We start from the raw sequence: 10196 nt of genomic DNA on the forward strand, positions 1-10196 counted from the left end.
CATCGGGATCAATTAACACTCGGAATGTAGATAGTGCCTTGGGCACGGACTTAAGCCCTTTTAGGGCGTCACCCAAATAAGCCTCCGGCTTTGCCGGAGGTAAGTTAACTAATGCCAGTCCAACGGTCAGTCGTGATGGAGTGGTGTATGTGAGCTCGAGGCAATCGGTGCATGCACTAAAAGACGGTCAAAACCTCAATCGTTGGCCGTTTACTTTACCCGCAGATACGCCTGCGGACGTCAGTATTACCGCAGCGCCAACATTAGATAAAGACATTAATGCCAATGACGTGATTTATATCGGCGCCACAAACCGTCACATGTATAAGTTAGATTATTTGACCAAGATCATCTGGCAAACTCGGCTGCGAGGAGAGATTCATGCCAAGGCCACCTTATTAACAGAGGCTAATCCGTATCAAAATAATGAATTGCAGCAGTTACTCTATGTGGGCGTAGTCGCAAACAATACCGTTATTGATGCCAATAATAGCGGCAATGATGTCAGTGGTTTGTATGGCCTCGACGCCAATACAGGTGAAGAGCACTTCATGTATCCGCTGCTTGAAGGGGTTAAGCAAGCGCCGCAAGTCTTCAGCAATGGTGACTTACATGTCACTACCGAAGATGATCAATTGCATATCATTAATCGCCATCAAATCGGGCCGTTTGCACTGCGCTGGCAAGATATTGACCGCTCACTGATTCAAACCAATTTATCGAATGTACCCGATTGGCAAATACCTGAAACGGCCAATGTCCCGCTTCGCAGCTTCGCGGGTCTATTCTATGGTTTATTAGGCCGTGCCCCCACTCGCGCTGAATTAATCTTTTTTGCCTATGCCTATGATTCAGGCATGAGCACCAATGAAATTACTGCCGCATTTTTAACCTCAAACAAAGGTGCGGAGCGTTTTGCGTTGTCGCAAACATCCGCTGAGTTTGTTGATAGTTTATTTGCCTTTTTATTCCCCTCAGAGCTTGAAAAAACACAGGCAGGAGGTTTGAGCCGCAGTCAATGGGTTGAGCTTCTATTAACAGGCGTACCGCGCAGTGAAGTGGCTTATGCATTAGTGCAAACTGATGAGTATGTAGTCTACAGCGAAAATGTAGTTTCACTGGTAACGAGCGTATTTTACGATCACTGTAACTGTAATCAAAATAGTGATTCAGACGGCGATGGTGTGAGTGACAGTGTCGAAATTGAACTGGGTTTTAATCCACTCGATCCTGAAGATGTATTATTAGACACGCCGCTATTAAGCGCATCTGAGCCTGCACTAGGTGATTTTACCCTTGACTGGCAGGCGATTAACCCATCCACATCTAGCGAACAAATCTTTTATCGCATCACAGAAAGCGTGAACGGCCAGCCTGCCACCTTCGTCTCGAATAATCATGCCCATACCCAGTTGGGGTTAGTTAAAGCATCAGGGCGTTATGAGTATCGAGTGCAAGCCTGTATGCATGCGCAAATTTGCAGCCAATGGTCAAATGAAGTGGCCGTTGAAGCCGGTGACAGCATGGTTGAAGCGCCTATTCAGCCGCTTGCCGCACCAGAATCTGTCGCTGAGTTTTCGCCGCCAAGTCAAGATGAAATCAATACCTCGGCAGAATTTGGTTTAACCGCAGGGGAGTTTAGAGTTAACGAGTCCGGCGCCGCCACCTATAGCTTGCCTTTTAGTTTACCGACAGGCAAAGCCGGAGTGAAACCGTCATTAGGGTTAGCCTATAACAGCCAAGGCCGTGAAGGCATTGCGGGAATGGGCTGGGATCTGCAAGGTATGTCGGCGATCAGCCGTTGTGGTAGCACACGTTTGCTTGATGGGGTTGTCAGACCCGTTGAGTTTGATGAAAACGATAATTTTTGTCTCGACGGCCAACGTTTATTGCTTAAATCCGGTGAGCAAGGTCAACCTGACTCGACATATGTCACTGAAATAGACAGTCAGTTAGTTATCACTTATAAGAGTGATGATTCATTTGAGGTGGAAGCCAAAGATAAAAGCTTGTCTGTGTATGGCGCAACAGCAAACAGTAGGCTTAATTTATTGTTAATTGTTAGTGATAGCGCTGTGCGACATGCCACACATTCTTGGTTGATTGCCTATTCGCAAGATAATTTACGCCAAAGTAGTAATCAAATTGATTATACCTATGATGAACAAGGGCAAAATGAAAAGGTATTGTCGGCAGTTAATTATAGCGGTAATAGAGTTGAGCTTAATTACACGGACACAAGTGCAATAAGAAGCAGTGTTTATATAAAAACGGCACATTTAGTGCAAAAAGCGCAGTTATCTGAGGTGAAGGTATATTCCCATCATAATACCCTCATTCGCAATTATCAATTGGATTTTATTAACAATGATATTGCTCAAAGGCAATTAACCAGCATCACCGAATGCGGCCTAAACAATGTCTGTAAGCAGCCAGTGAAATTTAATTATCGCGATGTGTTCAATCAAAGCGATCATGATCTCTCATGGCGAAAAAATATTACCACACCTGAAGGTGATAATTTAAGAGTGGCTTTAGTACTGGATGCCAACAACGATGGGATCAGTGATCTGGTGACCTTAACCCATGTGACATCCAAGAGAGCTATGCTGTGTTTGGGCAGTATAGATAATCCTGAAGTGTCGTGTCGTGGATTTGATATTGCTGGAGATTTAAAAACTAACGCAAAGTTAGTGCCCACCGATCCGGATGGTGATGGTCTCATTAATTTCTTAGTCAATACTGACAATGACAGGGATAATGCACGTTGGCAGCAGTTTGACGTGCTGGCAGATGGTACATTGTCTGAGGCATTAATGTTGCCCTTATTAGGTACCCTTAATCTGGGCATTGACATGAAAGTGATGGATTTTAATGGTGATGGTTACAATGACATCATTGAAACCAAAGATCCGTTCACTCAAAATACGCCGAGTATCACCGTTTATATGTGGAGTCAAAATGAACAAGCTTATTTACGTGGTACGGGAATTATACTGGGGGAGCACACTACACTTGTACCGCATATAAATTCAGGTTGGCAAAGCAGTGATGTTAATCAAGATGGTCTCGCTGATATTTTATTGTGGGGTAAAGATAACCGTAATTTATATATTTTCACTAATAACACCGAAGAGATGTCATCGACCGATCCCTTATGCTTGCGTGATTTTAGTCGGCGCGGTGATAGGAATAACGCAATTTGTACGTTTACTCACTATACAGCCAGAACCTATGACAGTATCTACGTAAAAGGTAAACATGCGACACCAATGGATTTAAATGGTGATGGTTTGAGTGATATTGTATTGTTTAACGAAACGACTGAGCGCTGGCAATACCACTTAAATACTGGAAAAGAGTTTGTTAAAGGCGATGATTTTGAAAGCAATGCTAATTTATCTGGTTCTATTCCGCCAATTGGGGGGGATCTTGATGGCGATGGCCGGACTGAGTTAGTCTTCCATGATGCATCAGATAATAAATGGTACCGTTATGAGTGGAGCCATAATGAATCTATTTCAAGAGGGGCAGTCACAGGAGGGTTCAATCGTGTAGCCACACCGATCAGTGATTGGAGTTTCTCGCCGCCTACCGATGATCCAACAGATCCGAATTTCGATCCGAATAAAATGGAATACGGTTTCTTTACCGATGCCGACAGTGATGGCTTTTTAGATTTCCTTTATAAAGAGCACAATCAAGCTTCACAAAGTTTAAAGCTGTACCACGGCGGTAGTCGCGTTAAGTATCCAGGGTTACTGTCATCAGTCACCACAGGCACGGGCATCGAAACCCATATCGAATATGCCTCTATGGTTGAGTCTTCGCTTTATACTAAGGCCAGTGGCTTACCAGAGGGAATGGCTGAGCAAGATGAGGCTTTTAGAACCATGAATATTGTAGGTGCGGGGACGTTAGTTAAATCCGTCACCACAGATGCCCCCACCAACACAGTAAATGATACAGTAACAGTCAATTACCGTTATCATGGCGCACGAGCCATATTTGGCCGTGGGAATTTAGGCTTTGCAGCCATTGAAACTGAAATGGAAAAAGGCGGCATTAGCTTTATTACTGAAACGCAATACGCTCAAGCCTTCCCCTTTATAGGTATGCCGTTAAAAACCATTAAAAAGGCGGCGGGTACTGTCATTTCCATGGCGGAGAACCGCTATGTCAGTCAAAGTCACGCGTTAGACCAAGGCTATACCCGTTATCAGGTATACCAGCAAGAAAGCCGCGATTGTCAGGCCAATGTAGATACCATCGTAGGTTTAAGTGTGGATGTCAGTAGTTATAACTGTCAGCAACTGCTCACAGTGCAAGATGAATATGCCAATGTGCTAAGCAGTAAAACTGGCCATTATGCGTCTTTTGATCCTAGCTTATTTGTCGAAATGGATGAGAATCTTATCCATACAAGCAATACAAGTGCCATTAATGAGAGCCTTAAAGCGAACAGTTTATCGCGCCTTGAAAACAGCAATACTTATGGTAGCATTGAAGACCAAAGACGCTTTGGCCGTTTAAGTTTGGCCAGTGTGACACATAGCCGAGGGGATGTGAGTGTCACGCGTACCAGCGGCTTTAGTTATCAAGATAATGGCATGCTAAACCAAGAAATCATTGAGCCAGAAGGTAACTGTAATACTAAGCTCATCACCGATTACGTTTACGATGCTCATGGTAATGCCATTCAAAAAACCGTGCATAACGACGCCATGTGTGATGAGGCCATATCCCGCACCAGCAGCACCGAGTTTGACGTAGCGGGCCGCTATAGTGTTAAAACCCATCAAAATGGCATATTGGCATCGCAAGTCATCAGCCGAAATGCATTGGGGCAGGCCACACAGGCGGTCAATGTCGATGGTGTCGAGTCTCAAGCAGTTTTTGATGCCTTTGGCTCAGAGGTCGCCAGTTACAGTCCGTCGGGCGCCCAGCAAACTAAGCTCAATAAGGCCTGTGATGAAGCGGTTAATGATTGTTATACCATGGCGGTGACATCAATTAATGGCGTCGCGCTTAAAAAGCAATATATCGACAAGGCAGGCAGAGGCTATAAAGAGTCAAGCCGTAATGTACTCGGCAGCTGGCACACTAGGGAGCAAACTCACGATAAATATGGTCGAGTCACCTCGGTCACAGATCCAGGGTTAGACGCGGTAACCAGTACTTACGATGCACTCGATAGAGTAGTGTCCAGTGTGGATGATAATACCGGCATTACTACTAGCCAAAGCACCAGTGGCCGAGTGCAAACCAATACCTTATCGGGTGATATTCCCGGCGGCGAGCAAACCAAAACCACTCGGTATAATGCCCTCGGGGAAGAATATCAAGTCACCGACGAGCAAGGCAATAGCTTAACCTATACCTATGATGTATTTGGCGCCCTTGAAACAGTGCATTCCGATGTCGATGACATTATTCTAAGCCATATTGATTACGACAAGCTGGGCCGTAAAACCGGCATGCAAGATAAAAATCGCGGTGATTGGTTATACGAGTACAATGCGTTAGGTCAGTTGACACAGCAAACCGATGCCCGTGGTGTTATCACTAATATTTATTACGATAATCTTGGCCGCAAAGTGCAGCAAAAAATCACCGGTACCAGTGATGTGGTCTCAGAAGACATGTTTTGGACCTATGGCACAGGCAATAATAAGCACAGACTGCTTTCGGAGAAAACAGGCAGTTGGCAACGGCACTTTTATTACGATAATTTAGGTCGCAGTGTCGCCAGCCTCACCAACCTTGACGGCACTAACGATTGTAGCGCCAATGTGGCCTTCAATAATGTAACCAATGATTTACGCATCACAGGGGAATCCCTTTACGATCCCATCAACAGCCGCTGCGTTATTCAGCAAAGCCAGTTCGATGAATATGGCCGCGTGTTCCAGCAATTTGATGATTATCGCCGTAAAAATGACGGCAGCTTTATTGAGGCTCGCGGTCTGCGCCAGCACTACCAAAATAACCAAGTACTTAAGCAGCAAGAGGCAAGAGAGGGCAGCGCTGGGCGTTTTTATCATGAAATTGTCAATATTAATGAAGATGGCTTATTGACCGAGTATAAAAAAGGCAATCGAACCATGACATTGAGCTACGATAATGCCAAGCGCTTAAATGGCATTAGCAGTGGTAACCATATTCAAACCGACAGCTACAGTTTCGATAGTCTCAACAACTTAACCTCGAGGCAGCTGGCGGCATCCAATGAGCAAACGTTCCAGTACGATGAGCTCAATCGCATCACCCGCGTCAATGGTATTGAGCAGTACCAATATCATAACAATGGCGAGTTGACCGAGAAAGAAGGTTGGCAGCTAGGTTATTACTCCGATAGCGCTGGCCCGTTAGATGGTCCACTACATGGCGTGCTGAGTCGCTCAAAAGCAGGCGAGGCTACCGAAACCTATGGTTATGATGCCAATGGCAATCAAATCTGGGGTAAAAAAGGAGGCAGCGCGTGGCGTGAATTTACCTACAGTGGCCGCAATAAAGCCACTCACATTAATGTGGATGGTAAAGAGACCGACTTTAGTTATGATGCCAACAATAAGCGCTTTAAGCGGGTCGATAGCACGGGCACCATCTTTTATGTGGGCAATTTAGAACTCACCATAAAAGCCGCTAGCGTTAATAATAGTAATAACTTTGAAGGCAGTGAGCCGCAAACTTACATTAAGCGTTACTTAGGTGATGCCATGCAAACCTATTACAGTAATGGCAATACCATGCTGCGCTGGTTGTATAAAGATCATCTCGGCTCAGTCATCGCCATTACCAACGACAGCGGCGAGTTAGTTAAACGCTTTAGCTACGATGTCTTCGGTCAGCAAACGGAAATCGATCCAACAGAAGCCGAGCGCATTGCGCATTATGAGCGTACCGCGTTATCCTCGGTATTACTGGCAGAAATATCGGCTAACACCCGTGGATATACCGGCCACGAGCCCGTCGATATCGACGGCGATAAGCGCATCATTCACATGAATGGCCGCATGTATGATGCCGCGCTAGGCCGCATGTTACAGGCCGATCCTGTAGTGCAGTCGCCCAGCAACTTACAAAGTTATAACGCTTATAGTTATGTGCTCAATAATCCGCTGAATGCCACCGATCCCAGCGGGTACTTTTTTAAGAAATTGTTTAAAGGGGTGATGAAGATCACGGGAGCGTGGGCGGCACATGAATTTTTAAATAGTGTCCCGTATCTTAATACGGTGATCAGTACCGCATTAAATTTTGTGCCATTTTGCCAAGTGTGGTGCAGCGCCTTGTATAATGGTCATGCGAATTTTGTGGCTACAGGCAGTTTATCATCAGGTATCAAGGTGGGGGCGATCAGCGCCGCCGCGGGTTATGCCTTGCAAGGCATTAGTGAGAATTTTACCACCGCATCTGATTTGAATATTGCAGACATTGTTGATGCGGGCAGTTCGGCTGCTGAACAAGGCATGATTGATGGTTTGGTGGAATTTGGTGGCAACATGTTAACCTCTGGGCAAGCGGCTGCGCAAATTGGCGCCCATGCCATGGTCGGCGGCATTTCGGCAGAGTTAATGGGGGGTAAGTTTGGTCATGGCTTTATCTCAGCGGGGGTAACGAAAGGGGCGGGCGGCGCCTTTCTTGCGGGAGGCGCTGGCCTTAAAACTCAAGAGATTATTAAAGGGACTGTGATTTCGGCTGCGATTGGGGGGACAGCTTCAGCACTCAGTGGTGGAAAGTTTGCCAATGGTGCCAGAATGGGCGCGATGCAGTATTTGATGAATCAGGCGAATGAGAGTTTGCGGGGGGGGCATACTATTAAATTTAAGAAATTAACGGCTAGAAGAGTGATGAAGGGTGGTCAATCTGTAATAAAAAATATGAAGTCTGGAGAGTCTGAATGGGTTGGAATATCGGCTGGTGGTCCCCTCATTGATTATGCTTTGAAGAGAGGATCTTTATTAATAAGTTTTGAGCTTTTAGTACAAGATTATGAGCTTTATGAGCAGTGGGAAATGGTTGAAACAGAGTATACAACAGTAGAAACAAGAACTGGGGTATATGAGTATAATTCTAATATTACACATATAGGGACCCCTACGTCAGTTACGGGATCAGAATTTTGGGAACCTATAGGTGTTTCGACAGGTTCCTCTATTATAGACTTTAGAGCTTGTATTGTTAATTGTAATAATGCTTATGGTGGAGTATTAGGTAATGATAAATAATAGTTCAATTGTATTTAAGTATACATTGTGTTTGATTTTCGTATTTACTTTAGTGAAAATGGCAAATATAACGGTAAGTGATGTGATGCAAAATCAGCAATCTGAATACCGAGATTATTATTTAAAAATGTCTGCAAAAGGAACCATATCCCTTGAAGAATTAGATCAATTGCGAAAAGCAGCTGAAAAATGGAAAAATGATACCAATAGAATTAATGAATCTAGGTATATGTTTTTTATGTCATTTTTTATTTTTATGTTATTTTATTTTTTTAGTGGTATTTATTTTTTACGGAAATTTTTTATTAAGATCCATCCGTTGCACATATTGATTATTATGACAATAGCATTATTACTAAACAATATTAGCCTTTATCAGGCTACTTTATGGTCCATTCTCAATGCAACAATGGTTTGGTTTGTATTTTATTACAAACCAAAGAGAAATAACTAGGAAGAGTAGAAATTAACCAAGACACCCACAAACGTGACATAGACAACCATCATTAAAGAGTCTATATCTGACAGCCAGTGCGCCGAGATAAATCGGTAGGCGCTTATTCAAGAAGGTGGAGGTGCAAGTCCTCTGCTTATTCTTTGCTCTGGGTGAGATTGAGCAAACAGCCAAGACCCCGAGTCATGGGCTAAAGATGCCTTTGTGGAATTTGGCGGCAACCTGTTAACCTCGGGGCAAGTGGTGGCACAAATTGGTTCCCATGCCATGGTCGGCGGCATTTCGGCTGAATTAATGGGCGGCACTCTTTATAGACAGATAATAGGGGTCATGGCTTTATCTCAGCGGGGGTAACGAAAGGGGCGGGCGGGGCCTTTTTACCCAGCGGTGCCAACTTAAAAACCCGTGAAATTGTCGGTGGGACGATCATTTCGGCTGCAATTGGGGGGACAGCTTCAGCGATGAGTGGCGGTAAGTTTGCTAACGGTGCCAGAATGGGCGCGATGCAGTATTTGATGAATCAGGCTGGGAAGAGTTTGAAGGAATTAGGCAGAGAAACACTATGGGATCGAGTTAGCAAAAATTATAGTAGTGAATTTTTGTCTGACTTTAAAAAATCTAATCCATATGAATACTCATTATTTAAAAAGTATGCCTTAAGTGTCGATGCAAATTTGTGGAATAATTCATCTTCCGGTTTGGAAATGGAGATAAACGCACTAAGTAAGTTTTCAACTTTTGCATCGGGAGAAGCAAATAGCTATTTTGTTAATGAGGTAAAAAATCAAGCGATAGGAAGTATACATGGAACGTATACCGGGAAGATTAGGGACGCAGCACTTTCAGCAATTGGTGCTTGGCCAATAGTTGGGAAATTAGTGGGTGATTATCAAATGGCTTCAGGTGCATTTAATTATGGATCTAATATTACCGAAGTAATGAATATTCAAATGAATGGAAGTCAAGTTATTAATGGAGGGTTTATCAATGAAGTTTATGGTCAGAATTAATTTATCAATTCTTATTGTATCATTATTAGTAGCTTGTAATAATCAAAATGATGTTCAAAAACAGTTGATTGAATTAGCTTATTGTTTGCATGTAGAAGGTGGTAGCTGTAAAAATGAACGTATCGATGATTATTTGCGCTTTTTTTCTTCTGAAAACTTACAAATAAAAACAGAGAAAAGTGCAGATATTAATAATTTATGTTTACTTATTGAACGATATGGCAAACAAGAAAATGAACCTTTGGATAAGAAATATCGGACTAATTTGTTAGATAAATTGGGCAGGAAAATGGAAGGAACTAAATATAATTATCTTTTTTATAAGGATTGTAGACAGTTTTTTGACTTACAATTTGTTAATCCTCGAAACGGATAACCAAGGATTAATTAAGACCAGGGCGGGAGCATACTTTGTCGGATAATTAACCAAAGAAAACTTTTGCCCTGTAATCATCGTCCCAACTCGCCTTTTTTAGCTTATTTCGCTGACTTGGCGCACCG

General features: G+C 43.5%; 5 protein-coding genes. All 5 read left to right on the top strand.

Features of this window, described 5'->3' with window-relative positions; genetic code table 11:
• The first annotated feature begins 149 nt into the window (after window positions 1-149).
• The 5 genes from L2764_RS23775 to L2764_RS23795 all read left to right on the top strand — a co-directional run bounded on the left by L2764_RS23775 (window position 150) and on the right by L2764_RS23795 (window position 10071).
• Window positions 150-8231, top strand: a complete 8082-nt coding sequence (locus L2764_RS23775; RefSeq protein ID WP_248942841.1) for an FG-GAP-like repeat-containing protein — start codon at window positions 150-152, stop codon at window positions 8229-8231.
• The gene (locus tag L2764_RS23780; RefSeq protein ID WP_248942843.1) at window positions 8221-8685 is read left to right on the top strand and encodes a hypothetical protein; all 465 of its coding nucleotides are present in this window, start codon (window positions 8221-8223) and stop codon (window positions 8683-8685) included. Before L2764_RS23775 ends, L2764_RS23780 begins: the two co-directional genes overlap by 11 nt.
• 204 nt (window positions 8686-8889) lie before the next feature.
• Window positions 8890-9039: a hypothetical protein gene (locus L2764_RS23785; protein ID WP_248942845.1), complete on the top strand. Its 150-nt coding sequence runs from the start codon at window positions 8890-8892 to the stop codon at window positions 9037-9039.
• A gap of 107 nt (window positions 9040-9146) precedes the next feature.
• Entirely contained in the window at window positions 9147-9695 is a 549-nt protein-coding gene (locus L2764_RS23790; protein ID WP_248942847.1) for a hypothetical protein, read from the top strand.
• Window positions 9673-10071 (top strand): hypothetical protein, encoded by a 399-nt coding sequence (locus L2764_RS23795; protein ID WP_248942849.1) that lies wholly within the window; start codon window positions 9673-9675, stop codon window positions 10069-10071. The genes L2764_RS23790 and L2764_RS23795 overlap by 23 nt, the downstream gene beginning before the upstream one ends.
• The last annotated feature ends 125 nt before the right edge of the window (window positions 10072-10196 follow it).

Origin of the sequence: Shewanella surugensis (assembly GCF_023284005.1) — a bacterium.
GTDB classification, from domain to species: Bacteria; Pseudomonadota; Gammaproteobacteria; order Enterobacterales; family Shewanellaceae; genus Shewanella; species Shewanella surugensis.